Source organism: Brevundimonas vesicularis, assembly GCF_032067225.1.
GTDB lineage: Bacteria > Pseudomonadota > Alphaproteobacteria > Caulobacterales > Caulobacteraceae > Brevundimonas > Brevundimonas vesicularis_F.
Map to the genome: position 1 here is coordinate 24,051 of NZ_DAMBJX010000012.1, position 25,014 is coordinate 49,064.

The window sequence follows — 25,014 nt, forward strand, 5'->3', positions numbered from 1 at the left end:
GAATGCGATGGCTGAGGCGACGACGGGACTGGATCTGGGCGCGGCGGCCGCTCTGCTGGCCGCGGGCGTGCTCGCCGTCCCGGTGTTCAAGCGCATCGGCTTGGGATCGGTGCTTGGCTATCTGGCGGCGGGCCTCGCCATCGGTCCCTTCGGTCTGAAGCTGTTCCGCGAGCCCGAGACCATCCTGCACGTCGCCGAGTTCGGCGTGGTCATCTTCCTGTTCATCATCGGGCTGGAGATGCGGCCCAAACGGCTTTGGGGACTGCGCAAGGAAATCTTCGGCCTCGGCGCGGCCCAGGTGCTCTTCTGCGGCCTGATCCTGACTCTGACCGCGATGCTGGCCGGCTTCTCCGCACCCGTCGCCTTCGTCGGCGCCATGGGCTTCGTCCTGTCGTCCACCGCCGTCATCATGCAGATGCTGGAAGAGCGCGGCGAAATCGCGGGCGGGCCGGGCCAGCGGGCGGTCTCCATCCTGTTGCTCGAAGACCTGGCCATCGTGCCGCTCCTGGCCATCGTCGCCGTCCTGGCCTCGGTGCTGGGCGTGGCGAACGAACAGGCGCCGCCCCTTTGGCAGACCGTCGGCTTCGCGGTCGCGGCGGTCGGCGGGGTGCTGCTGGCCGGCAAATATCTGGTCAATCCGGTCTTCCGCCTGCTGGCTCAGTACGGCGGACGCGAGGTGATGACGGCGGCGGCCCTGCTGGTGGTGGTCGGCGCCGCCTGGGCCATGTCCCTGGGCGGCCTGTCCATGGCCATGGGCGCTTTCCTGGCCGGGGTCCTGCTGTCGGAATCGACCTTCCGTCACCAGCTGGAGGCCGACGTCGAGCCGTTCCGCGCCATCCTTTTGGGCCTGTTCTTCCTCAGCGTCGGCATGTCGCTGGACGTGTCGGTGGTCGTCGCCGACTGGCGTCTGGTGCTGGGCGGGGTCGTGGCCTTCATGCTGGTCAAGGGCGTGGGCATCTATGCCGTCGCGCGCCTGTTCAAGGCCTCGCACCATGAGGCGGTCGAGCGCGCGGGCCTGTTCGCGCAAGGCGGCGAGTTCGCCTTCGTCCTGTACGGCGCCACCGTCGCCGCCGGCCTGTTCGACGCGCGCATCGGGGCGATGATGTCGGCGGTGGTCATCCTGTCGATGGCCCTGACGCCCCTGACCTCGCTGCTGATTGCACGGCTGTCGCCCAAGCCGGTCCAGGACGCCGAAAGCGCCGAGGGCGTGGACTTCGCCAAGGACCTGCGCGGCCAGGTGCTGATCATCGGCTTCGGCCGTTTCGCCCAAGTCGTGTCCCAACCCCTGCTGGCCCGCGACGTCGACGTGTCGATCATCGAGAACGACGTGGAGATGATCCAAGCCGCCTCCCAGTTCGGATTCAAGGTCTACTACGGCGACGGCACCCAGCTGCACACCCTGCGCGCGTCAGGCGCGGAGGAGGCCGAGATGGTCCTGGTCTGCGTCGACAAGCCCGAGGCCGCCGACCGCATCGTCGAACTGGTCAAGTCGGAGTTCCCGACCACCCGGATCATGGCCCGCGCCTTCGACCGAGGGCATTCGATGCGCCTGATCCAGGCCGGCGTGGACTACCAGATCCGCGAGACCTTTGAGTCGGCGCTCAAGTTCGGCGAGCGCGCCTTGGTCGAACTGGGCTTGGACGAGACCCTGGCGGCCGAGACCATCGGCGACGTGCGCCGTCGCGACGAGGCCCGTCTGGACCTGCAGCTGACCGGCGGGCTCAAGGCCGGTCGCCAGCTGATGCGCGGCAATATGCCGACGCCCCAGCCCGCCCCCTACATCAAGCCCCGTCGCGAAGGCCGTCTGCTGAACGAGGACGAGGCGGGTCCGGCCGCGCCGGACACCCGGCGCGAGCCCGCCGACACCTGATCTCTACAGGCTGGCGCCCTTCTCCAGACGCGCGCCGGCCAGTTGCGCCTTGGCCTGAAGATAGGGCGTTGCGGACACCAGCTGCGAGATGGCGTTGAAGCGCTCGGTCGTCAGGCCGGATGTCTCGACCGCCGCTGTCAGTCTGGCGCTCTGTTCGGGCGTCGCCTGGTTGTTCTGCACCTCGGCCGTGACGGCGCGGATCTGCGTCATGGCGGTGACGAAGCGGTTCAGTTCGTCATCGGTCACGGCGGCGGCCGGCGTGCCGGGCGCGGGCGGCGTGGCGTTCACCACTCGAATGCGCGCGGCCAGGGCCGGATCGGCGGCGACGGCGTTGGACAGGGTGTTGAAGCGCGTCACCTCCAGCCCCGAATCCTGCACTGCGGCGGCCATCTGCGCCTGCTGTTCCGGCGTCGGCTGGGCGCCGTTCAGCGTGTCGCTGACGGCTCTCACCTTCGCCATGGCGTCGTCGAACTTCTTCAGCTCGTCATCGGTGAAGGTGGTCGAGCCGGCCATCGGCGCGGCCGTCGGCGTCTGCGATGTGGTTGATGCGTCTTGGGCGTGAGCGGTCGCGGCGCTCGCAAGAACGGCGACGGAAGCAAGAAGGGCGATGCGGGGCGTGCGCATGGAAATGTCCTTTCGGTCTGGCGTCCACTTAGAGGGGCCGTCCGACGACGGCGACGACGCAATCACGTCATCGCTCCCCAGGAGCGTGGAGCCTGAAACAGACGAAGGGGGAGCCTTCATAACCTAGGCGCCGATGCGCCTCACACCACCCCTTGGACGCTGGAGGCGCGATCAAGGATGCGTTAGACGGGCGTGATCCTTGTTGAGGTTTGCCCATGAAACGTCTCGCCATCGCCGCCCTGGCCCTCGTCGCGGTCGCCGCGCCGGCTGTCACCGTCACCGCCTGGGGCAACACCGGCCACCGCCTGATCGGCGTGGCGGCGATGCGGGCCCTGCCGGACGACCTGCCCGCCTTCCTGCGCACCCCGGCCGCCATTGCCGACGTGGGCGAACTGGCGCGCGAGCCCGACCGCTGGAAGGGCGCCGGCCAGCCGCACGATCGCGAGCGCGACACCGCCCACTTCGTCGACCTGGACGACCAGGGGCGCGTCTACGACCAGCGCGGCATGAGCCTCCACGACCTGCCGCGCCTGAAGTCCGAATATGACGCCGCCCTGACCAAGGCCGGTCTGGACGTCAACGACGCCGGCTATCTGCCCTACGCCATGATGGACGCCTGGCAGCAGCTGGGCCGCGACTTCGCCTATTGGCGCGTGCTGAACGCCGCCGAGAAGCGCGAGACCAATATGGAGCGTCAGGCCTGGTATCGCGCCGACCGCATCCGCCGCGAGGCCCTGATCCTGCGCGACATCGGCGTCATGGGCCACTACGTCGGCGACGGCTCGCAACCGCATCACACCAGCATTCACTACAACGGCTGGGGCGACGTCCCGAACCCGGAAGGCTTCACCAACTCGCGCCAGACCCACGCCGTGTTCGAGGGCGAGTTCACCAACCGCGTCGCCCGACTGGACGCCGTCGAGGCCGCCATGCCGGCCGCCAAACTAGACGGGTTCGACGTCAAGGCGCGTACCGTCTCCTATCTGACCACGACCCTGGCCACGGTGATCCCCTTCTATCGCCTGGAAAAGGCCGGCGGCTTCCGTGACGCCGACCCGCGCGGCGCGGCCTTCGTCAACGAACGTCTTGGCGCGGGCGCCGGCGAACTGCGCGACTTCATCGTCGCCGCCTGGACCGCATCCGGCAGCGCCTCCATCGGCTGGCCCGCCGTCAAGGTCGCCGAGGTCGAGGCCGGAACCACCGACCCCTGGATCGCCATGGTGGGCGAGGACTGATTGCGTTGTCCGAGCTGACACCTCCCGCCGTCATCCTCGACAAGTCGCAGATGGCCGAGAACATCGGCGCCGTGGCGCGGGTGATGGCCAACTTCGGCTTGTCGGACCTGCGCCTGGTCAGTCCCCGCGACGGCTGGCCCCAGGAGCGGGCTTGGGCCACGGCTTCGGGCGCCGATTGGGTGCTGGACGGGGTGCGGGTGTTCGACAGTGTCGCCGAGGCCATCGCCGACCTGAACACCGTCTTCGCCACGACCGCCCGCCCGCGCGAGACGCGCCAGCCCGTGCGCACGCCGCGCGAGGCCAGCCGCGTCCTCTATGACGACACGGCCTCGGGCATGAAGACGGGCCTCTTGTTCGGCGGTGAGCGCGCCGGGCTGGAAACGACCGACATCGCCCTGTGCGCCGGCATCGTCACCATTCCGATCGACCCGAAGCACCACTCGCTGAACCTGGCCCAGGCCGTGGCGATCAACGCCTATGAATGGCGCACCCTGATCCTGGACGCCCCGCCGCCGCGCTTCCGCGACAGCGAACCGCCGGCGTCGAACGAGCTGCTGATCGGCATGTACGAGCACCTGGAGGAAGAGCTGGAAAACGGCGGCTTCTTCTATCCGCCCGAGAAGAAGCGCTCGATGAGCCAGAACCTGCGCGTCATGCTGGGCCGCGCCGCCTTCTCGGAGCAAGAGGTCGCCACCATGCGCGGCGCCATCCACGCCCTGTCGCGCGGTCGCGGCCGGGTCCTTGCCAAGCTGGCGGCCGAACGCGCGGCCAAGGCCGACGCTGCTAAGCCGGAGTGAAAACCCTGCTGATCTATCCGCTGGCGGCCCTGGCGGAGATCGGCGGCTGTTTCGCCTTCTGGGCCTGGCTGAAGTTGGATCGTTCACCCCTGTGGCTGGCGCCCGGCGTCGCCTGCCTGATCGCCTTCGCCTGGCTCCTAACCCTGGTCCCCAGCGACGCGGCGGGCCGCGCCTTCGCGGCTTACGGCGGCGTCTATATCTGCGCCTCCCTCATCTGGATGGCGCTGGTCGAGAAGACCCCGCCGGATCGCTGGGACATCCTGGGCGGCCTTGTCTGCCTGGTCGGCGCCGGGCTCATTCTGCTCGGCCCGCGCGGCTAACCTGCTTCGGCTTGGCTTGGCCGCCCTGATCCTCTATTCTGGCCCCAGCCATCAGGTCGCCCAGTGCGGCCAGGCCGGCGCGCCGAGTTTGGTTTGCGAATCCGGTCCGACGCCCGTCGATAACCTGGCGTCACGACGAAACTTCCGTTCGATTGGAGGCCGCCGTGGCGCGCAAACTGACACTTGATTTCCTCAAGACCGAGGCCGCATCCGGCTCGGCGCTGGCGCTGGCCGCCATTGCCGCCGTGGCGATCGCCAACTCGCCCTGGTCGGCCGATTATTTCGCCTGGCTGAAGAGCTACCACGTCTTGCAGATCGGCCCGATCCGGCTGGAGGAGACGATCTCCGACTGGATCAAGGAAGGTCTGATGGCGATCTTCTTCCTCGTCGTGGGGCTTGAGATCAAATACGAGATCGTGCGTGGCGAACTCAGCGACCCGAAGAAGCTGGCGACGCCGGTGCTGGCGGCGCTCGGCGGCATGGCGGGGCCGGCGGCGGTCTATCTGCTGCTCTCCGGCGCCATCGGGGCGCCCCATGCGGGCTGGCCCATTCCGCTGGCGACCGACATCGCCTTTGCGCTGGCCATCTTCGGCTTTGTCGGCAAGGGCTTGCCCTCGTCGTTGCGGGTCTTCCTGCTGACCCTGGCCATCGTCGACGACCTCGGCGCCATCGCCCTGATCGCCGTGCTGTTCAGCGAGGGCGCGAACTGGACGCCGCTGTTCTGGGCGCTGGGCGCTCTGGCTGTCGGCGCGGTCGCGGCGCACCGCATCCGCATCCCCGCGCCCTTCTGGGTGCTGGGGTTCGCCCTGGTCTGGTATCTGACCGTGCTGTCGGGCCTCAGCACCTCCCTGACCGCCGTGGCCTTCGCCATGATCGTGCCGATCAAGGGGCGCGCCGAAGACGGTCAGAGCCCGCTGAAGGAGGCGATGCACGATCTGCATCCGTGGAACGCCTTTTTGGTCCTGCCGCTGTTCGCCTTCGCAAAGGCGGGCGTCTCCTTCGCCGGCCTGTCGATGGAGCAGGCGTTCGCGCCCCTGGTCATCGCCATCGCCTTGGGCCTGTTCTTCGGCAAGCAGATCGGCGTCCTGGGCGCCGCCTGGCTGGCCTCGGCGCTGAGGATCGGCGCGCGGCCGACGGGCGCCAGCTGGCTGCAAGTCTATGGCGTCTCCCTGCTGTGCGGGGTTGGCTTCACCATGAGCCTGTTCATCGGCGTCCTGGCCTTCCCTGGCGCGGTCGATTCGCCCGAGCAGGTCGAGGTCAAACTGGGCGTTATCGGCGGCTCGATCCTGTCGGCGATCGCGGCGGCCCTGGTGCTGGGTTTCGCCGGTCGGGCCCGCCAGGTGGATCCCGCCGCCCTGCACCCTGAGGTCGAGCCTCTGGGACCAAAAGACGGGCAAAAACTGACCTAGCGTCAGCGTTTTCTGTCGCTTCCCTGACACACAAAGGCGAATCCGCGGCGAAAAATCGTCGCGGCGAACAACGCTCGCTTGTCGGTCGGCCCGAACCGCGCTTAGCCTGTCCCTAACGAATGATCCCCCACGTAGGGGACGTCGAGGGAACAGGAAACGCTGCGATCGCCACTGGCGTCGCGGCTTCAGCCGGGAGGACGCCTATGCGCCGCAATCTTCAACTCAGGACCACTGTGTCCGCCGCCGTCATGGGCGCCGCTGTCATGGGATTCGCCGGCGCCGCCGCCGCGCAGGAAGCCCCGGCGACCGTCGACGACATCATCGTCACCGCCCAGAAGCGTGAGCAGAGCCTGCAGGACGTGCCGATCGTGGTCACGACCCTGTCGCAGGAAATCCTGGACGGCGCGGGCGTGCAGGACATCAAGGATCTGCAGATCCTGACGCCGGGCATGACCGTCACCTCGACCCAGTCGGAAGCCTCGACCACCGTTCGCATCCGCGGCGCCGGCACCGTCGGCGACAACCCCGGCCTGGAAAGCTCGGTCGGCGTCGTGATCGACGGCGTCTATCGCTCGCGCAACTCGGTCGGCTTCGGCGACCTGGGCGAACTGAGCCGCATCGAGGTCCTGAAGGGCCCGCAAGGCACCCTGTTCGGCAAGAACACCTCGGCCGGCGTCATCAACATCATCACCGAGCGCCCCTCGTTCGATCCCTCGATCGCGGGCGAACTGACCGGCGGCAACTTCGGCGCCATCGGCGGTTCGGTTTCCGTCACCGGCGGCCTGACCGACCAGATCGCCGGCCGCCTGTTCGTCGCTCACCGCGAGCGTGACGGCTTCTACGACGTCAACAACGGCGACGGACCCAACACCCGCAAGGACGACCAGACCCAGGACTACTGGACCACGCGTGGTCAGCTGCTGATCCTGCCCAGCGACGACGTCTCGGTGCGCCTGATCGCCGACTACACCAAGCGCGAGGAATACTGCTGCGTCGCCGTGCAGACGCGCGTCGGCCCGACCCAGGCCTTCATCGCCGCGCTGACGGCGCCGAACGGCCCAGGCCAGCGTCCGCCGGTCGCCGGCTTCGGCACGGTGCCTTTCTCGCGCCTGGCCTATTCCAACCGCGAGACGCCGCAAGAGATCGAGGACATGGGTCTGTCGGCGGAAGCGACCATCGACTTCCCCAGCATCAACGCCACCCTGACGTCGCAGACCTCGTGGCGCGACTGGTCGTTCCAGCAAGGGATGGACCTGGACTACACCGGCGCCGACATCCTGTACCGCGCCAACGACGGGTCGAACGGCTACGGCGTCGACAACCTGACGCAAGAGTTCCGCCTGGCCGGCACCTCGGACAAGCTGGACTGGCTGGTCGGTCTGTTCGCCACCAAGGAAGGCGTCTATCGCGACGACAGCTATGTCTATGGCTCGGACTACAACGCCTTCGCCTCCCTGCTGCTGACGGCCTCGCTGCCGGCGGCCGTGGGCGGCCCCAGCCCCTCGCGCCTGGGCTGCTTCACCAATCCAAACGGCTTCCTGGTCGGCACCGCCGGCGCGGCCGCGGGCCAGCCGCTGTGCGTGATCGGCGCGGTGCCGCCCAGCGCCGCCGCCCCGACCTTCGGCGTCGGCAAGGCCTATGAAGACCACTATTCCCAAAAGTCGGAATCGGTCGCCGTGTTCACCAACAACACCTATCGGGTGACCGAGGCCTTCGATATCAATCTGGGTCTGCGCTACACCTACGACAGCAAGCGTCTGTTCGGGATTCAGGACAACCTGGGCACCAACGGCGCGGCCTGCGGCGGCGCCCTGGCCAATCAGAACCCGGCCAACCGCACCGTGTCGCCGATCCCCGGCACCGCCAACGTCGCCACGCCGGCCGCTGCGCTCGGCCTGCTGTGCCTGCCTTGGTCCAACCCGCTGTATGATGGTCGCCGGATCCAGGAGAAGTTCAGCGACACCGACCTGTCGGGCACGATCAAGGCGTCCTACCGCTTCAATCCGTCGATCATGGTCTATGGCTCGTACGCGCGCGGCTACAAGGGCGCGGGCTACAATATGGACCGGGTGCAAACGGGCGTGACGCCGGATGCCTCGCTGTTCTTCAAGGCCGAGACCGTCGACAGCTATGAAGCGGGCGTCAAGACGACCCTGTTCGACCGCACCATGCTGCTGAACGTCACCTACTTCGATCAGAAGTTCGAGAACTTCCAGCTGAACACCTTCCTGGGCACCGCCTTCGTGGTCGAATCGATCCCGGAACTGACCTCGCGCGGCGTCGACGCCGATATGGTCTGGTTCACCCCGGTCGAGGGCCTGAGCTTCCAGGGCGGCGTGACCTACACCGACGCCAAATACGGCCAGTTCGGCGCCGGCGACCTGTCCAGCCCCGGCCGCTTCCCGCAGCTGTCGCTGCTGCCGGGCGCGCGTGCGTCCTTCGCTCCGGAATGGTCGCTGACCGGCGCCCTGGCGTTCGACCGCGAACTGGGCGGCGGCCTGCGCGGCGGCTTCAACCTGTCGGCCAAATATTCGACCGAATACAACACCGGCTCGGACCTACTGCCGTACAAGAACCAGGACGCCTTCACCGTCGTCAACGGCCGGGTCTCGATCGGTTCGGCGGATGAGCGCTGGACGCTGGAGGTCTGGGGCCAGAACCTGCTGGAAGAAGAATACACCCAGGTCGGCTTCGCCGCGCCGCTGCAGGGTACGGCCTTCACCAACACCACGACGCCGCAAGCCAACGGCACCTTCTACAACCAGGCCACCGACACGGCGACCTACAACGCCTACCTCGGCGCCCCGCGCACTTACGGCGTGACGCTGAAGGTCAAATACTGATCGCCGGCCTTCGAGGCTGACCGACCAAGGGCCGACCGGGAGACCGGCCGGCCCTTTTCTGTGCAATCAAGCCCCTGGGCGGGTGCGACCTCGCGTTGTCACAGCAGGCTCTCCTTATCGACTTCTCGCCGATCGACCGGTTTCCCTCGTCAAGCCATGCTGGACGCGGACGTTCCACTGCCCGATACAAGGCTTTGTCGACGCATTGCGTCCATTGAGGAAGCGAATGCGTCATCAGAAGTTTCGAACGCCCGTCTGGCGCGGTTATGCCTTCGCAATAGCCGCCTGGCTGGTCGCCTTCGCCATTCGCTATGGCCTGGCGCACTGGTTTCCGCCGGGCTTTCCCTATCTGACCTTTTTTCCGGCCGTCGTGCTGGTCGCCTTCTATGCGGGCCTGCGCCCGGCGGTCCTGACAGCGACCCTGTCGGGGTTGTCGGCCTGGTGGTTCTGGATCGGCCCGGCTGGGTTCGACCTCAGCGTCGCGACCTTCGTCGCCATCGGCTTCTATGCCTTCGTCGTCGCCGTCGACATCTTCTTCATCGTCGGCATGGACAAGGCGTCAGGAAAGTTGGCGCGCGAAGTCGAGCGCAACGCTGCGCTCGCGGAAAGCCGCGACATTCTGCTCAGAGAAGTGCAGCACCGGGTGTCGAACAATATTCAGGTGGTCAGCGCCTTGTTGAGCCTGGAGGCGCGCGCCGCCGCCGACCCAGGCGCCAGAAAGGCTTTGGCCGACGCCTCGTCCCGCACGGGTCTGGTGGCCCGCATCCAGCGCAGTCTGGCCGACGCAGACCAGAAGAACACCGCTTTTCAGGATTTGGCGCGATCGATCGTCGACGATGCGCTGACGGCGGCCGCGCGTGACGACGTGATTGTCTCCATCTCCAGCGGCGACGTGGTTCTGTCGGCCGAGGAGGCCACGCCCGTGGTCCTGATCATGCTGGAGTGCGTCAACAACGCGCTGGAGCACGCCTTTCCCGACCGGCCAGGCCGGATCACGATCGATCTGTGCGACGACGGGGCGGTTCGCACGCTGACGGTCGCCGACGACGGCGTGGGGGTTACTGAAGCGGTGAGCGGCGAACCGACGAGCCTGGGTCTTCGGATTACCACGGCCCTGGCGCGACAGCTCGGCGGACAGTGGTCGCTGCGGCCTGCAAGCCCCGGCGCATTGGCGCGGCTGTGCTGGCCCAGTGCCTCAGCAACGCCATAGACTGCTAGGCTACACAGCGTCCAAAAAAGGCCCGGTCGGATCGCTCCGCCGGGCCTTGGTCGTTTCAGCCGTGGGCGCGTCAGGCTGGACGATCCTCCGCCGCGGGCTCCTCGTGCCCGTGCTGGCCGTGGAACATCTTGTCCAGTCGGCCTTCCAGGCGGCGCTTGACCCCGTCGATCAGGCTGAACACCACCGGCACGAACAGCAGCGACAGGGCGGTCGAGGTAATCAGCCCCCCGATGACCGCGATGGCCATGGGCGAGCGGAAGGCGGTGCCTTCGCCGAACGCCGCCGCGATCGGCAGCATCCCCAGCCCCATCGCCATCGTCGTCATGATGATCGGCCGCGCCCGCTTGTGGGCGGCGTCCATCAGGGCGTCGTGTCGGCCCATCCCCTTCTCCATCGCCAAGATGGCGTAGTCGACCAGCAGGATGGAGTTCTTCGCCGCGATCCCGGTCAGCATGATGATGCCGATCAGGGCCGGCATGGACAGCGACTTGCCCGTCACCAGCAGCAGGAAGAAGGCGCCGCCGAACGACACGGGAAGCGCCGCCAGGATCGTGATCGGGTGGAAGAAGCTTTTGAACAGCAGGACCAGCACGACATACATCAGCAGAATGCCGGTCACGATGGCGAAGGCGAAGCCCATGCCCAGTTCCTGGAAGCTTTCGGCGTCGCCCGACGGCTTCTGGCTGACGCCCTGCGGCAGGGACTTGATGGCGGGCAGGGCGTTCACCGCCTGCGTGCCTTGGCTCAGGGTCAGGCCGGTCAGTTCGGCGGTGATGTTGGCCACGCGCAGTCGGTCCAGACGATTGATCTGGTTGGGGCCTGCGCCGAAGGTGATGTCCGCCACCGCCGACAGGGGCACCGTCGCGCCCGACGCCGTCGGCACCTGAAGGTTCTCCAGCACGCCCAGATCCGAGCGCGCCTGTTCCGTCAGCATGACCCGGATCGGCACCTGACGGTCGCCCAGGTTGAACTTGGGCAAAAGCTGATCGGCGTCGCCCAGGGTGGCGACGCGCGCCACCTGGCTGATGTCCTGGGTCGACACCCCTTGCAGGGCGGCGACGTCGGCGCGCGGCGTGACCAGGATTTCCGGGCGCACGAGCGAGGCCGAGGACACCACATTGGACAGGCCGGGAATGCTGCGCATCTCGCGCTCGACCTTGGCGGCCGCGGGCTCAAGCACGTTCGCTTCGTCCCCGACCAGGGCGATGGTCAGAAGGCTGGACCCGCCGCCGCCGCCCGAGGCGCCGAACTGAATCCGCGCGCCGGGGATCTGGCGCAGCACCGGTCCCATGTCGCGCTCGAACTCCTGCTGGTTCAGCTTGCGATCCCAGCGCCCGACCAGATTGACGGTCAGGTTGGCGCTGCGCACCTCGCCGGCCGATCCACCGCCGCCGGGGCCGAAGCTGGTCGTCGCCGAACCGACGGACGAATAGACCGACGCGACCTCGGGCCGTTTCATCAGCTCGCGGTTGATGCGCTGCACGGCCGAATCCGTCTCCGCCAGGGTCGCGCCCGGCGGCAACTGCACCGTCACGGTGGAGCGCGAGATGTCCTCGACCGGTATGAACTCGCCCGGCAGCTTGGTCGCCATGAAGATCGACAGGAAGAAGAACAGGATCCCCATCCCCAGCACCCATAGCCGGTGATCGAACATCCGGTCCGCGACCTTGCGGCGGAACCAGCTGGCGCGCGGATGGTGGTCGGCCCGGCGCTTGCGCCAGTCGTCGCCCAGCGCCCAGTTCAGGGCCCTCAGATAGGGCCCCATCCAGAAGGGCTCCTTGTGCTCCTTGCCCTGGTCGCGCTTCAGCAGATAGGCGCCCATCAGGGGCGTCAGGGTTCGCGCCACGAGCAGCGAGAACAGAACGCTGACGCAGGTGGCGATGGCGAAGCTCTTGAAGAACTGACCCACGACGCCGGGCATGAAGCCGGTGGGGGCGAACACCGCAATCAGGGTTGCCGTCGTCGCCATGACCGCCAGGCCGATTTCGTCGGCCGCCTCGATGGCGGCGGGGTAGGGGGCCTTGCCGTCGCGGATGTGGCGGACGATGTTCTCGATCTCCACGATGGCGTCATCGACCAGGATGCCGATGGTCAGCGACAGGGCCAGCAGCGTCACGACGTTCAGCGACTGGTTCGTCAGGTCCATCACCCAGAAGGTCGGGATCAGCGACAGCGGCATGGCCACCGCCGCGATCAGGGTCGCGCGCCAGTCCCGCAGGAAGATGAAGACGACCGCGATCGCCAGAAGAGCGCCCAGCACCAGGGTCTCGACCGAGGCGTGGAAGTTGTTGACGACGTCCTCGGTGGTGTTGGCCACCTCCTCGATAGCGACGTCGCCGCGCTCCTGGTCCAGCTTCTCGATCTCGGCCTTGACGCGGTCATAGACGTCCACCTCGGACGAACCGATGGCGCGCGAGACGCCGAAGCCGACGACTTCCTGACCGTTGAAGCGGGCGCGGCCGCGCGGCTCGGACCATTCGTCGGTGATCTGGCCCAGGTCGCCCAGCCGCACGCTGCGGCTGCCGATGGGGATCAGGGTCTCGCGCAGCTGTTCGACCGATTTGGCCGACCCGACGGTGCGGATAGCCTGCTCCTCGCCCGCGATCTCGCCGCGGCCGCCCGGCAGGTTGATGTTGGAGGCGCGCAGCTGGTTCGACACCTGGGCCGCCGTCACGCCCGAAGCGGCGAGCCGCGCGGGGTCCAGCTTGATGCGGATTTCACGGCTGACGCCGCCGTCACGGCTGATCTGGCTGACGCCGCGCACCGACAACAGGCGTTTGGCCACCGTGTTGTCCACGAACCAGCTCAGCTCCTCGGGGCTCATGCCCGGCGCCCGCACCACATAGTTGGCGAAGGGGATTGCGGTGAACTCGATGCGCTGGACGATCGGTTCCTGCACGTCGGCGGGCAAGTTCTGTCGGATGCCGCTGACGGCGTTGCGGACGTCGTTGGTGACCTTCTCCAGGTTCACGCCCAGCTGGAATTCGATCGAGGTGGTGGACACCCCCTCGTTGACGACCGAGGTGATGTGCTTGACCGACCCCAGGCCCGCCACCGCATCCTCGACCAGGCGGGTGACCTGGGTCTCCATCTCGGTCGGGGCGGCGCCGGCCTGAACCACCGTGACGGCGACGACCGGCAGATCCACGTCGGGGAAGTTGTTCGTCCTGAGCTTGAAATAGCTCATCGTCCCCGCGATCGTCAGGACGACGAACAGCAGGACGATGGGAATCGGGTTCCTGATCGACCAGGACGAGATGTTCTGAAAGCCCATCGGTCCGATCCTAGCGCGCGGCTGCAGCGGCGGGTGCAGGGGCGGCGGGCGTCGCCGGCTGGGGCGCCGCGGTCGCCGGGGCCACCGTCACATGGTCGCCTTCGCCCAGGAAGCCTGCGCCCTGGACCACGACGCGCTGACCGGCCTGGACTCCCGTGACCGCGACGCGGTCGCCGCTGCGAACGCCGGTCGTGACCGGGACGAAGCGGACGACATCGCCCTGACCCACGACATAGACGCCGGCCTTGGCCTCGCGATAGACGACCGCCGAGGACGGCACGACCAGGGCGGGCTGATCGCCGACGGCGATCTCGGCGCGGGCGAACATGCCGGGCCGCAGCTGGGCGCCGGGCGCCAGGGAAATGCGAGCCAGGCCCAGGCGGGTCTGCGCATTGACCTCGGGCGTGACGATGCGGACCGAGCCGGTGGTCTGGCCGGCCTCGCTGGAGGTCACGATCGCGGACTGTCCGGCACGGACCAGGGACAGTTCGGTTTCCGGCACCTGGGCGTCCAGCTCCAGCCGGCCGTCGCGCACCATGCGGAACAGCTCGGTCCCGGCGGCGATGATCTGACCCTTGGTGACGCTGCGGCTGATGATCAGGCCGCTGACGGGCGCGCGGATGGTCGCCTGCGACAGCTGCGTCTGGGTCTGGCTGAGGGCCGCGCGGGCGGCGGCCAGATTGGCGTTCGAGCTGCGCTGGTTCGCCAGGGCCGTGTCCAGCGACGCCTGGCTGAGGAAGCCGCGTTCCTTCAGCTGCTGCGCGCGATCAAGCGCGGCGTTGTCGCGCGCCACATTGGCCTCGGCCAGTTGCACCTGGGCCTGCTGCTGGCGCAGCTGGGCGCGCAGCAGGACGTCGTTCATCTGCACCAGCGGCTGGCCCTGACGCACGTAGGAGCCTTCGTCCACATAGACGGCGACGGCGGTCAGCCCGCCGGTCTCGGCCGCCACCGGCACCTCTTCCCAGGCGGAGACGGAGCCCGAGGCGTTGACGGTGCGGGCCAGGTTGATCTGGGTCACGGTCGCGGCGGTCACGGTCTGGCGCGCGCCGGCCGCCTCCTTGCCGTCGGCCTTCTTGTCGTCTCCGCCGCCGCAGCCGGCCAGCAGCAGGACGGCCAGAACGGCCGCACCGGCCAGAAGTGTGGGTCGGGTCGTCTGGAGCACGGAAAAACGTCCTTGAAGAGCGATCAGGCGATGGCTGTTTCCCTTATAGCGTCCAAGGGCCGCGCTCAAAGACAAACGCCATCATTGCCAAGCTGTAATACGCGGCCGTGCTGGCTGCGGATCGTGCCGCGTCTGGTCCCCGGCGCCCGCGCGTGATAGGGGCGCGCGGATGACGACTCCCCCGATCTCGAACATTCGCAACTTCAGCGTGGTCGCGCACATCGACCATGGCAAGTCGACCCTGTCCGACCGCCTGATCCAGCACACCGGCGGCCTGACCGCGCGCGAGATGTCCGAGCAGGTGCTCGACAATATGGAGATCGAGAAGGAACGGGGCATCACCATCAAGGCCCAGACCGTGCGCCTGACCTATCGGGCCAAGGACGGGCAGGACTATATCCTGAACCTGATGGACACGCCGGGCCACGTGGACTTCGCCTATGAGGTCAGCCGGTCCCTGGCCGCCTGCGAAGGCTCGCTGCTGGTCGTGGACGCCTCGCAAGGGGTCGAGGCCCAGACCCTGGCCAATGTCTATCAGGCCATCGACAACAACCACGAGATCGTGCCGGTCCTGAACAAGGTCGATCTGCCGGCCGCCGAGCCAGATCGCGTGCGCGCCCAGATCGAGGACGTGATCGGCATCGACGCCTCCGAAGCCGTCCTGGCCAGCGCCAAGTCCGGCATCGGCATCGAGGAGGTGCTGGAGGCCATCGTCACCAAGCTGCCGGCGCCCAAGGGCGATGTGAACGCCCCGCTGAAGGCCATGCTGGTCGATGCTTGGTACGATCCTTACCTCGGCGTCGTCGTGCTGGTGCGCGTCTTCGACGGCGTGCTGAAGACCGGCATGCGGGTCAAGATGATGCGCAATGGCTCGACCCACCTGATCGACCGCGTCGGCGTCTTCCTGCCCAAGAACACCCCGGTCGACCAGCTTGGTCCCGGCGAGGTCGGCTTCATCACCGCCCAGATCAAGGAAGTGGCCCACGCCGCCGTCGGCGACACCATCACCGATGAGAAGAAGCCGACCGCCGAGCCGCTGAAGGGGTTCAAGGAAGTCCAGTCGGTCGTCTTCTGCGGCCTGTTCCCGGTGGACGCCGCCGACTTCGAGGACCTGCGCGCCGCGATCGGCAAACTGCGTCTGAACGACGCCTCCTTCACCTATGAGATGGAAAGCTCGGCGGCGCTGGGCTTTGGCTTCCGCTGCGGCTTCCTGGGTTTGCTGCACCTGGAAATCATCCAGGAGCGCCTGAGCCGCGAGTTCAACCTCGACCTGATCGCCACGGCGCCGTCCGTCGTCTACAAGATCGGCCTGCGCGACGGCTCCGAAATGGACCTGCACAACCCGGCCGACTTGCCCGACGTGATGCAGATCGAGACGATCGCCGAGCCTTGGATCAAGGCCACCATCCTGACCCCGGACGAATACCTGGGCGGCGTCATCAAGCTGTGCCAGGACCGTCGCGGCCAGCAGATCGAACTGTCCTACGTCGGCAACCGCGCCATGGTGGTCTATGAGTTGCCGCTGAACGAGGTGGTGTTCGACTTCTACGACCGGCTGAAGTCGATCTCGAAGGGTTACGCCTCGTTCGACTACGAGATCACCGAATACAAGGTCGGCGACCTGGTGAAGATGTCCATCCTGGTCAACGCCGAGCCGGTCGACGCCCTGTCCATGCTGGTCCACCGCGCCCGCGCCGAGACGCGCGGCCGGGGCATGGTTGAGAAGATGAAGGAACTGATCCCGCCCCACCTGTTCCAGATCCCGATCCAGGCAGCCATCGGCGGCAAGATCATCGCCCGCGAGACCGTGCGCGCCCTGCGTAAGGACGTGACCTCGAAATGCTACGGCGGCGACGCCACCCGCAAGAAGAAGCTGCTGGAAAAGCAGAAGGCCGGCAAGAAGCGCATGCGCCAGTTCGGCAAGGTCGAAATCCCGCAGGAAGCCTTCATCGCCGCGCTGAAGATGGACGAGGATTGATCCCGCGCTGGACCTCTCCGTCCCCGCCGGGGGAAGGGAGAGGTCTTGGTGCGCGGCCTCAGTGCGCGCCGTTCAACTGCTCGAACACCGCGTCGTAGCCATTCGCTTCCGCAAACCGCAGCGGCTTGACCCGCTCGACCAGGATTTCGCCGCGCGGGGTCTCGCCGCGTTCGATCAGGCCGATGACCTCGGCCGTATAGTCGGCCAGCGGCATGGAGGCGGGGTTTTCCGCATGGCCTGGCATTATGTCGGTGGCGACGCCGGGCGGGGCCAGTTCCAGCACCTCGACCGCGGTGTCCGCCAGTTGATGCCGCAGGGATTGGCTCCACGAATGCAACGCCGCCTTGGTCGCATTGTATGTCGGCGTCGCCGTCAGCGGGACGAAGGCCAGGCCCGACGTCACCGTCATCACCGTCGCCTTTGGCTGGGCCGTCAGATGCGGCAGCAGAGCGGCAGTCAGGCGGATCGGCCCCAACAGATTGGTGGCGATGATCGTCTCCACGGCGGCTAGGTCGAACGGCTGGGCCTTCAAGTCCTCTGCCTTCATGATGCCGGCGTTCAGAATGACGACATTCAGGGCGGGGTGGTCCTTGACGACTTGGGCGCCGAAGTCGGCGACGGCCGCGGCGTCCTCCATGTCCAGCGTCGCCCAGGCCATGCCGGGATTGGCGGCCGCCGTCTTTTTCAGCACGCCTTCGCGACGGCCGGTGATGATGATCTGATTGGCGCGCGCGTGCAGCGCCTCGGCGAGGGCGCGGCCGATGCCCGTGCCGCCGCCGGTGATCAGTATGGTGTTGCCGGTGATGTTCATGATCGTCTCCTCGGGATGCGTCAGCGATGAAAGCGAGGTATGGCGATCACTCTCTAATCGAAAGTAGGCACTCGGAACTGCCCTACTTACCGTCCAGAAAGAAATGGCTATGACGGAGCTTCCGCCCGCAAGAATTGCTCATCCCGAGACCGGCGAGGTCGCCGATCCACGCGTGGAGGCCTTGGTCAACGACGTGATCGGCCGCGTCGCCGACAAATGGACCATGCTGATCCTGGAAGTTCTGGCCGAGCACGGCGAGACCCGTTTCACCCGCGTCGGCGAACTGGTCGGGGGCATCAGCCAGAAGATGCTGACCCAGACCCTGCGCCAGATGGAGCGCGACGGCCTGGTGATCCGCACCGTCCACCCCATCATCCCGCCCAAGGTCGAATACCGCCTGACCGACCTGGGCTTCACCCTGGCCGAAGCCTTCTGCGGCGTCTGGGTGTGGGCCGAAAAAAACATCGACCGCATCGAGGCGGCGCGCGCGGCGTTTGATGGACGAGATAAATAATCCCGATCAAATCAGAGCGCCGGGAATCAAGCCTGCACCTTTTCCGTAATGAAGTGCCGCCCCTGCTTGTCCTCGATCTCGACCACCCACAGGTCCGGGTCATACCCGCGCTGGCGGGCGATATAGACGTCCAGCTCGCTTTCGCTGTCGGAGGTGACGGGCTGGATCCACAGGCGGTCGCCGTCGGTTCCGAAGGCTTCGGTGAACAGGCGGGCGGTGCGGGTGGAGGTGTCGTAGGCCTTGACGATGACCGAGCCGGCGCGGGCGTCGCCCTTTTTGACCACGGTCGCATAGGCGCCCTCGATCTGGGCGCGGCGGATCAGGGCGCTGACCCACAGGTCGCTGGAAAGAAGCAATTCGCTAACCCTGCTCGAACACGGAACCCCAACCCTGGCGCGCTAGGGTCGGGGCATGAGGATAGGCCTTTTCCCCCGGCAAGCCAGAGGTTTCCTGTCGGCCGTGCTGATCGCCGCGACGCCCGCCGCAGCCTTCGCCGCGCCGCAGGACCGCTTCTATGAGCGCAGCTTCGTGCTGGCCGCCAACGACCGCTGCGGCCTGTTCGAGCCGCAACTGACCGCCGCCCTGACGGCCGCCGCCTGGCAGGCGCGGGGCGCGGCCCTGCGGGCGGGATCCAACGACCGGCAGCTGGCCGAGACGGCCCAGCGGGCGCGGGCGCGCGCGAACACGACGGCGTGCGGCTCGACCGATCTAAAGACGGTTCAGGGCCGGGTCCAGACCGCCTTTTCCGGCTGGTCGCGCACGACGCGGATGGAGTTTCCCGGCGATCGCCGAAAGTGGAGCGCGGACCGCGCGGCCTATGCGCGCCCAACCTGGCGGCTGATGCAGGCGACCGTGACCGGCGCCTCGCCCGTGCGGTTCGGCGTAGTGGGCGGCATGGACCGGCCCGATCAACTGGCCGCCGTCGTGTCCTGGCAGGGGCGCTCGCGGCCGACCGGGGTGCGGGTGGTGATGCGCGACCACACGGTGGCGCCGCGTCCGTGGCTGTCGCACGACCTGCCGCCCGCCGCGCAACGCCGCGCCTTCTGGGCCGCCGGCGTGACCAGCGCCGAACCGATGCTGTTGCCCGAAGGCCGTCCGGCCGGTCAGGCCTGGCTGTTCCCCGCAGCCGCCGCCGACGCCCTGTCGGCCCTGGACCCGCGCGAGGTCTTCACCGTCGAGTTCCTGTTCCGCGACGGCAGCATCGCCCGCTCCACCTTCGAGGCCGGCGACTTCGCAGCGGGCCGGGCCTTCCTGGCGATGGGGCAGGTTTAGGTTCGGCAGGCGTTCGCCCTTAGCGATCTTTGGGTCTGCTTGCTTCCGGATTCAGCGCTCGCGCATCCTCTCGGACGGCGGGCTTTTCTGCGATCTGAGGCGCCGATACCGTCTCCATCGGAGACGTATGTGCGACCCGCTCCGGGGCAGTCAGCGCCTTAACTGTGAAAAGGCCAAATGCTGCAATACCGATAACTGCTGAAACCAAGCTCGCGACTGCAAACCCGATGCCCCACAAGCGAAAAGTTTCGCCAATTCTATCGTGTGCTTCGCCTTCTGGGGTCGTTTGAACAAACGGGTAGGAAAAGGACGTTTCCCGACGGTCGTGTCCGGCTGCGTAATACACTGCAACGAAATAAGCGCAGAATGCTGCGGCTATTGCGAACAGCAGGCCCAGTCCTAGACCGCCAAGTGAGGCGAGGAGGGGAGCAACATCTAACTGTGATCGGCGCTGAGTGAGCGAGCCCAGAAACGCTAAGATTGCGACCAGCGAACCGCCTTGGACAGTCACCAATGTCTTCAAGACAAAGTCGCTGGCTTTCCATGCTTGATCTTGAAGCGTCTGCGATGCGTGACGATGGGCGCTATGGTGCGCATGCGCATTGCGCTCATTGGACTCCGTGACGAAGGTCTGGAGCCATTCTGGCAAGCGCTCCCAGGCGTCAGGTTTGAAGCCATAAACGAGCGCGTCGTTCTTTTCAGACATCAGGTGCCCCCTCGACGTCAGACTGACGCTTTCGAGTCCTGATACCAAGTGGCACTAACTAGGCTCGTCAAGGGCGTATCTAAGCCAATACCCCGCAGCTCAATTTCTACCAAGTATCAAGCCTCGACGGTGACCGGCGTCGCCTCGGTGGCCGTCTCGCTTGCCGTCGCCACCATCACCGGCAACCGGATCATCACCGCCGCGCCTTCGCCGAGGGTGCTGTCGATGGTCATGCGGCCGCCGTGCAGTTCGGTCAGGCTGCGGACCAGGGACAGGCCCAGGCCGGTCCCTTGCGCCTTCTGATCGGCGCCGCCGGCCTGTTCGAAGGGGCGGCCCAGGCGTTGCAGATCCTGCGGCGCGATGCCGACGCCGGTGTCGGAGACGGCCAGATCCAAGTCCGGTCCGTCGGCGTCCAGGGTGATGGTGACGGATCCGCCGGCCGGGGTGAACTTGACCGCATTGGACAGCAGGTTCAGCGCCATCTGCTTCAGGGCGCGGGCGTCGGCGCGGACCTTGATTGGCTCTGACGGCAGGACGGCGGCTAGCTCGACTCCCTTGTCGTCGGCCTGTAGCCGGACCAGGGCGACGGCGGCGGACACGGCGTCGCGGGCGTCGAACGTCTCCATCGCCAGCTGGTAGCGCTCGGCCTCGATCTTGGACAGGTCCAGGACGTCGTTGATCAGGTCCAGCAGGTGTCCGCCCGCTTGGTGGATGGCGTCGGCATAACCGGCGTAGCGTTCGGTCAGGGGGCCGAACAGCTTCTGGCGCATGATGTCCGCAAAGCCGATCACGGCGTTCAGGGGGGTGCGCAGCTCGTGGCTCATATTGGCCAGGAAGCGGGTCTTGCCGGCGGACTGGGCCTCGGCCTCGACGCGGGCGGTTTCCAGCCCCAGCTCGCGGGCAAACTGGGCCGTGCCGTCGAACGCCTGGGCGATCAGGCGCGGGCGGTCCGTCTCGTGCTGGAACGGGCCCAGGATCATGACGACCCGGCGGTCCAGGGCGATGCGCGGGGTGAACTGGACCTCGACCGACTGGCCCGACAGGGCGCGAGCCAGGGCCGCGGACACGGCCGGGCGGTCTGGCGCATGCACGGCCGAGATCAGGCCCTGTTCGGTCAGGGCCAGCACCGACAGGGCGGGCGGCGGCGTGCCCCAAGTCGCGACCGCGCGGCCCGACGGATCGAGCAGCAGGGTCAGGGCCGGCTGATCGTCCAGCAGAGCGGCGATCCGGGCGGCCTCATCCTCGGCTTCGGCCAGACGACGCTGGCGCGCGCTCCAGGTCAGGCGCATGGCGGCGATGATCGCGCCCATGGCCAGCAGGCCCGAGACGGCGGCCAGCAAGGGGCCTTGCGCCTCCGCCCCGTTCAGCCAGGTCGAGATCAGCCCCGCCAGCAGCGGCAGGGCCACCGCAAAGGCGCCCATCCGGGTCAGGCGATCGGCGCCGACGCGAGCGTGATGCACGCCGTGATCTAGGGCGATCCCCGCCGCCAGCGGCGTCAGGATCAGGCCGGGCAGGGCGCCGGTCACGCCGCCGGTCAGGCCGGCCGAGGCGGTGGCGGCCAGGATCCAGCCGCCCATGACGGCCAGCCTCAGCCCCACGCTGTCGCGCACCATCAGCACGACGCCGAACACGCCGGGGAAGGCCATCAGCAGCAGGGCGGCCAGCGGCGCGTCCTTCAGCCCGTCCATCATCTGGGCCGCCAACGCCGTCAGGGCCACAGCCACCGCCCAGATCGCATGCCATAAGGCGACCAGCGGAGCGCCCAACGCCGCGTCGTGCGTCGGGTCGTCCTCGTATCTGGCGTGGGCGTCGGGTTTCAAGAAGGGCGGGCCATGGTTTTCGTCTGCGCCCAGACTAGGGCTGCGGCTGAGTCGGTGCGAGGCTGCTCCCCCCTGAGGCGAACCCCATTGCGGCGTTCACCATGAATATCGGGGGACAAAACGGCCGGTTGTCGTTAACGGCCGCGCGGCCTATCTGGCGGCGCATGACCGACCGCACGCCGCCGACCGACACCCTGGACGATACCCTGGCCGAACTAGCCGAGGATTTCGACCTGCTGGGCGATTGGGAGCAACGGATCGAATACGTCATCGAACTGGGCAAGGGGCTGGCCCCGCTGGACGAGGCCGACCGCATCGAGGCGAACAAGGTGCCGGGCTGTGCCGCCCAGGTCTGGCTGGCGACGACGCAGGACGACGGGCGGCTGTGGTTCGCCGCCGACAGCGACAGCGCCCTGTCCAAGGGCAATATCGCCCTGCTGCTGAAACTCTATTCCGGCCGCACGCCGCAGGAGATCGTCGCCTTCGACGCCCGCGCGGCGCTCGATCGGCTGGGCCTGCCCTCGGCCCTGACGCGCCAGCGCGCCAATGGCCTGAACAGCATGGTCGGCCGCATCCGCGAGGCGGCGCTGGCGGTGCAGTAGGCGGGGGTTGCAACCGCCGGCCCGGCGACCCACGATCTCGGGGTCGTAACCGGGGGGCGCGAATGGACCTGCTGAAGATCCTGCGCAGTTTCGAGGAGTTTCTCTTTGAGGCGGTTAGCTGGCTGGTCTTTTATCCCCTGACCCTGTGGCGCATCCTGCGCGGGCCGCTGGCGGCGATGGACTATTCGGACCGCGAGCAAAGCGACAGCGAGGAGCGTCGCTACGACGACGCGCTCAGCCCGCCGCTGTTCCTCTTGGCCACCATCGTCCTGACCAATCTGCTGTCAATGGCGCTGCATGTGCCGCCGCCGCCCGAGGCGACCGACCTCAGCCGGATGGTCTATGCGTCCCAGCAGAACCTGGTCCTGTTTCGCTCGCTGGCCTTCAGCCTGATCCCGCTGGTCGCCGCCGTCACCCTGCTGCGCCACGAGAAGAAACGCATCAGCCGCGAAACCCTGCGCGCGCCCTTCTATGCGCAATCCTATCTCGCCGCCGTCTGCGCCGCCTTCGTCTCGGCGGGCGGGACCATCTTTCAACGGCCCGAACTGCCCAATGCGATCGGCGCGGCGATCATGATCGGCGGCACGGCCTGGTTCGTCGTCGTGCAGTCCCGCTGGTTCGCCCGGCGGCTGAACGTGTCAAAGGCGCGCGGCGCCGTCATCGCCGTGCTGGCCCTGATCCGGGCGCTGATCTACCTCCTGGCCATCCTGATCCCCATCGCCCTGATCTGAGCGGACAAGACAGGGTCTAGTGGGGGTGCGATTATCAGCGCGCAGAATGTAAGCGAAGGTCCGTTGCCCGGCGCGATGGCTGCTTCGGCTTTCGACCCATTGCAGACATGCGTGCCCAACTTCTGTGATGCGGACCTGTCGCTAGGACACTCTGATTACGAAGCTGAGCAACTTCGCGTGAAACTGTTGGGGCGTTTCTGGCTCATCGCCATCCGCAACGAGGATATTTGGAAAGCGCTGGGCCAGGTCTGGACAGGTGGTCGAGAGAAACTCGGCAAGCTTCATCGTGTCTTGTTTGAGAAATTCCACACTCCAATGGTAGATTGCTTCGCTTGTTTGCTCCAGTAAGATTTCCACGGCTTTGATGGTGCTGGTATTCGAAGCCTCAGACTTCGCCAGAAATGCGACTACTGGCGAATTGCTCCTGTAGTCGCCGGTCCAGCCTATCATTGCACAGTCATCACCGTAGAGCCTCAGCCGCGCAATCGCTTCTGCATCTCTGCGCAGCTCGATTATTGCAGGTGGCTCTTGAAGGTTGGTCTCCATCATACGCTCAGAATATCTGCCTGCGCAGCAAAGTCGCTTGGGCATCTCCGCTTCCCACCCACAGCAGGCTTTCGTCACATCCGATAGCGCATCAAAACTTCACCCGATCCCATAGTGATCCGCCAGGGCCTGCAGCGCCTGTTTCAGGACGGTCTTGCCCTGGCGACGGCGTAGGCCCAGGCCGGTTTCCGCCAGTTGCAGGCTGTCGCCATGGATGCAGATGCGGGTCAGGATGGGGCGAAGGCGCGGCCCGACGGCGGTCAGCGCCTGTTCGACGCGGCGGGCGGCGGACAGGGCGCGGTCGGTCGGCTCCACCCGTGTCGAGGTTCCCGATCCGCTGTGGGGCACGGCGTCCCAGCGCATGGTGACGGACGGGCCTTTCAGCGCCATTTCGGCCTCGCGACGCAGTCGTTCGCCGGCGGCGGCCTCGGCCGAGGTCAGCCAGGGACGGCCAGACGCGTCCTTGCGCCGCGCCAGCCAGGCGATGGGGCTTTCGCCCAGATTGGCGCGCGCCCGGACCATGCGGCCGTCCGCCTGCATCAGGTCGCGCTCGCCCGCAACGAAACCGGGGCGGCCGGGAGGAGGGAGCGCCGCTTCGTCGGCCGTCGTGCGCGCGGTCCAGCCGCCGCCGGGCCGGGCGCGCAGACCGGGCTGGTCGATCAGGGCTCGGAACTCGGTCTCCGTCAGGGTCAGACTGACGCGGCTGCGGCGATCCGGCGACAGCCTCAGCGCATAGGCGCCGCCCTCGGCCGACAGCCAGGCGCCGGGCTTGGCCACCAGGCCGCGCGCGCGTTCCAGCAGCCGGCTCATTGGACCAGGTCCAGTTGCGGGGTCCGATAAAGGCCCTGGATGCAGGTCTCCAGTTCGTTCAGCAGGTCGTCGATATTGCGCCGCTCGCGCTCGTCCTCGACCCAGCGGCAGGCGGTCCCGACGCTGGCGCGGTTGACGCCGAAGACATGGCTGACCCGTTCCAGCGTCCAGCCGAAGGCGACGTGCGACAGATACATGGCCAGCCAGCGGGGACGGGCGGTGCGCGGGTTCATCCGGCCCCCGCCGATCATCTGCGACGGCCGCGCCCCGGTGCGCGCCGCGATCAGGTGGACAGCCAGCCCTGCCTTGACCCGGTCCTCCTCGGTGACCGGCACCCTGTATTCCTCCAACACGAAACGCCTCCCTCTCTCGAACTCCGATGACGCCATCATAGGACGGCGCTGACCTTGAGGTAGGAATATACTCCTAGTTCACGTCAGAAGCGGACGTGGCGCCTTAACCGCCTTGAGG

Annotated in this window: 22 protein-coding genes; 12 read left to right on the forward strand and 10 right to left on the reverse strand. The window is 67.3% G+C overall.

Features of this window, described 5'->3' with window-relative positions:
- Positions 1-7 precede the first annotated feature (7 nt).
- Entirely contained in the window at positions 8-1,870 is a 1,863-nt protein-coding gene (locus RT123_RS04690) for a monovalent cation:proton antiporter-2 (CPA2) family protein (RefSeq protein WP_313008112.1), read from the forward strand.
- A 3-nt stretch (positions 1,871-1,873) separates the two neighbouring features.
- Here RT123_RS04690 and RT123_RS04695 read toward each other — a convergent pair whose 3' ends face one another.
- Entirely contained in the window at positions 1,874-2,494 is a 621-nt protein-coding gene (locus RT123_RS04695; RefSeq protein WP_313008113.1) for a DUF4168 domain-containing protein, read from the reverse strand.
- Between the two features lie 215 nt (positions 2,495-2,709).
- Here RT123_RS04695 and RT123_RS04700 point away from each other — a divergent pair, with 215 nt between their 5' ends.
- The 6 genes from RT123_RS04700 to RT123_RS04725 all read left to right on the forward strand — a co-directional run bounded on the left by RT123_RS04700 (position 2,710) and on the right by RT123_RS04725 (position 10,308).
- A complete protein-coding gene (locus RT123_RS04700; protein ID WP_313008114.1) occupies positions 2,710-3,729 on the forward strand; it encodes a S1/P1 Nuclease in 1,020 nt (339 codons plus the stop codon).
- 5 nt (positions 3,730-3,734) lie between these two features.
- Complete coding sequence (locus RT123_RS04705; protein ID WP_313008115.1) at positions 3,735-4,526, forward strand: RNA methyltransferase; 792 nt, start codon at positions 3,735-3,737, stop codon at positions 4,524-4,526.
- Positions 4,523-4,846: a YnfA family protein gene (locus RT123_RS04710; protein ID WP_313008116.1), complete on the forward strand. Its 324-nt coding sequence runs from the start codon at positions 4,523-4,525 to the stop codon at positions 4,844-4,846. The genes RT123_RS04705 and RT123_RS04710 overlap by 4 nt, the downstream gene beginning before the upstream one ends.
- Before the next feature lie 164 nt (positions 4,847-5,010).
- Positions 5,011-6,255 (forward strand): Na+/H+ antiporter NhaA, encoded by a 1,245-nt coding sequence (gene nhaA / locus RT123_RS04715; protein ID WP_271042648.1) that lies wholly within the window; start codon positions 5,011-5,013, stop codon positions 6,253-6,255.
- Positions 6,256-6,458: 203 nt separating this feature from the next.
- The gene (locus tag RT123_RS04720; RefSeq protein WP_313008118.1) at positions 6,459-9,098 is read left to right on the forward strand and encodes a TonB-dependent receptor; all 2,640 of its coding nucleotides are present in this window, start codon (positions 6,459-6,461) and stop codon (positions 9,096-9,098) included.
- Between the two features lie 226 nt (positions 9,099-9,324).
- On the forward strand, positions 9,325-10,308 hold the full coding sequence (locus RT123_RS04725; protein WP_313008119.1) for a histidine kinase dimerization/phosphoacceptor domain -containing protein: 984 nt from the start codon (positions 9,325-9,327) through the stop codon (positions 10,306-10,308).
- A 79-nt stretch (positions 10,309-10,387) separates the two neighbouring features.
- Here RT123_RS04725 and RT123_RS04730 read toward each other — a convergent pair whose 3' ends face one another.
- Entirely contained in the window at positions 10,388-13,591 is a 3,204-nt protein-coding gene (locus RT123_RS04730; RefSeq protein ID WP_313008120.1) for an efflux RND transporter permease subunit, read from the reverse strand.
- Positions 13,592-13,601: 10 nt separating this feature from the next.
- The gene (locus RT123_RS04735; RefSeq protein ID WP_313008121.1) at positions 13,602-14,753 is read right to left on the reverse strand and encodes an efflux RND transporter periplasmic adaptor subunit; all 1,152 of its coding nucleotides are present in this window, start codon (positions 14,751-14,753) and stop codon (positions 13,602-13,604) included.
- A gap of 169 nt (positions 14,754-14,922) precedes the next feature.
- On the opposite strand from RT123_RS04735, the gene lepA reads away from it, so the two are divergent.
- On the forward strand, positions 14,923-16,731 hold the full coding sequence (gene lepA / locus RT123_RS04740; RefSeq protein WP_055754055.1) for a translation elongation factor 4: 1,809 nt from the start codon (positions 14,923-14,925) through the stop codon (positions 16,729-16,731).
- Positions 16,732-16,789: 58 nt separating this feature from the next.
- On the opposite strand, the gene RT123_RS04745 is transcribed toward lepA, so the two are convergent.
- A complete protein-coding gene (locus RT123_RS04745; RefSeq protein ID WP_292076269.1) occupies positions 16,790-17,542 on the reverse strand; it encodes an SDR family oxidoreductase in 753 nt (250 codons plus the stop codon).
- Positions 17,543-17,651: 109 nt separating this feature from the next.
- Here RT123_RS04745 and RT123_RS04750 point away from each other — a divergent pair, with 109 nt between their 5' ends.
- Positions 17,652-18,056 (forward strand): helix-turn-helix domain-containing protein, encoded by a 405-nt coding sequence (locus RT123_RS04750; RefSeq protein ID WP_313008122.1) that lies wholly within the window; start codon positions 17,652-17,654, stop codon positions 18,054-18,056.
- A 26-nt stretch (positions 18,057-18,082) separates the two neighbouring features.
- Here RT123_RS04750 and RT123_RS04755 read toward each other — a convergent pair whose 3' ends face one another.
- Complete coding sequence (locus RT123_RS04755) at positions 18,083-18,412, reverse strand: DUF1491 family protein (RefSeq protein WP_313008123.1); 330 nt, start codon at positions 18,410-18,412, stop codon at positions 18,083-18,085.
- A 55-nt stretch (positions 18,413-18,467) separates the two neighbouring features.
- On the opposite strand from RT123_RS04755, the gene RT123_RS04760 reads away from it, so the two are divergent.
- Positions 18,468-19,328, forward strand: coding sequence for a hypothetical protein (locus tag RT123_RS04760; protein WP_313008124.1), 861 nt, complete (start codon positions 18,468-18,470; stop codon positions 19,326-19,328).
- 19 nt (positions 19,329-19,347) lie between these two features.
- On the opposite strand, the gene RT123_RS04765 is transcribed toward RT123_RS04760, so the two are convergent.
- Both RT123_RS04765 and RT123_RS04770 read right to left on the reverse strand, forming a co-directional pair.
- Positions 19,348-20,034, reverse strand: a complete 687-nt coding sequence (locus tag RT123_RS04765) for a hypothetical protein (protein WP_313008125.1) — start codon at positions 20,032-20,034, stop codon at positions 19,348-19,350.
- Positions 20,035-20,150: 116 nt separating this feature from the next.
- Complete coding sequence (locus RT123_RS04770; protein ID WP_313008126.1) at positions 20,151-21,854, reverse strand: HAMP domain-containing sensor histidine kinase; 1,704 nt, start codon at positions 21,852-21,854, stop codon at positions 20,151-20,153.
- 164 nt (positions 21,855-22,018) lie between these two features.
- On the opposite strand from RT123_RS04770, the gene RT123_RS04775 reads away from it, so the two are divergent.
- Positions 22,019-22,456, forward strand: a complete 438-nt coding sequence (locus tag RT123_RS04775; protein WP_313008127.1) for a SufE family protein — start codon at positions 22,019-22,021, stop codon at positions 22,454-22,456.
- A gap of 62 nt (positions 22,457-22,518) precedes the next feature.
- Positions 22,519-23,187, forward strand: coding sequence for a hypothetical protein (locus RT123_RS04780; RefSeq protein ID WP_313008128.1), 669 nt, complete (start codon positions 22,519-22,521; stop codon positions 23,185-23,187).
- Between the two features lie 141 nt (positions 23,188-23,328).
- Here the strand turns inward: RT123_RS04780 and RT123_RS04785 are convergent, their stop codons facing one another.
- The 3 genes from RT123_RS04785 to RT123_RS04795 all read right to left on the reverse strand — a co-directional run bounded on the left by RT123_RS04785 (position 23,329) and on the right by RT123_RS04795 (position 24,896).
- Entirely contained in the window at positions 23,329-23,736 is a 408-nt protein-coding gene (locus tag RT123_RS04785) for a hypothetical protein (protein ID WP_313008129.1), read from the reverse strand.
- 96 nt (positions 23,737-23,832) lie between these two features.
- Positions 23,833-24,543 carry a DUF6456 domain-containing protein gene (locus RT123_RS04790; protein WP_313008131.1) on the reverse strand — a complete coding sequence of 237 codons (711 nt, stop codon included), beginning with the start codon at positions 24,541-24,543 and terminating at the stop codon, positions 23,833-23,835.
- On the reverse strand, positions 24,540-24,896 hold the full coding sequence (locus RT123_RS04795) for a chromosomal replication initiator DnaA (RefSeq protein ID WP_313008132.1): 357 nt from the start codon (positions 24,894-24,896) through the stop codon (positions 24,540-24,542). The genes RT123_RS04790 and RT123_RS04795 overlap by 4 nt, the downstream gene beginning before the upstream one ends.
- Between the last annotated feature and the right edge of the window lie 118 nt (positions 24,897-25,014).